Source organism: Kineococcus siccus (genome assembly GCF_009906795.1).
In the GTDB taxonomy this organism is placed as follows: Bacteria; Actinomycetota; Actinomycetes; order Actinomycetales; family Kineococcaceae; genus Kineococcus; species Kineococcus siccus.
Window position 1 is genome coordinate 1 of the sequence record NZ_JAAALN010000459.1, and the last position, 494, is coordinate 494.

Annotated in this window: 1 pseudogene; it reads right to left on the reverse strand. The window is 84.0% G+C overall.

Annotated features, from left to right (window positions below):
- Positions 1 to 494 (reverse strand): annotated as a pseudogene (locus GTR02_RS22115) (hypothetical protein); the annotation flags it as partial.

The window sequence follows — 494 nt, forward strand, 5'->3', positions numbered from 1 at the left end:
GGCAGGTGCTGCTCGCCGACGGCGGCGGCGCGCAGCACCCGCAGCCGGTCCGGCACCGCCGCGCCGCCGCCGTCGGCGAGCAGCACCTGCCCGGCCGCCCCGGCGGCGCCCGTGCACAGCAGGTCGACCGCGCAGCCCAGCAGCCGCCGGTCGCGCTGGCGCTCGGCCCGTTCGCGGTCCGCGACGAGGCCGAGGAGCGCGACGGCCGTGGCCGCCGTGCTGCGCACCGCCCGGGGCAGGGTGGCGGCCGCGAGGACGAGGAACTCCTGCGGCCGGCCCTGCACCCCCACCGGGAGCACGAGCAGCGCGCGCTCCCCGCTCGTGTCGGCGCTCGCGGTGTGGCTGCCGCGGGCCCGCATCCGGGCCACCGCCGCGGCGGCCCCGGGCGGCGGCTCGGCGCCCGGTGGGCTCGCGCACCGCACCGCGGCCCCCGCGTCGAGCAGCCACGCGGCCCCCCCGACGGCCGCGGCGAGCCGGCGCAGCACGCGCGGCGC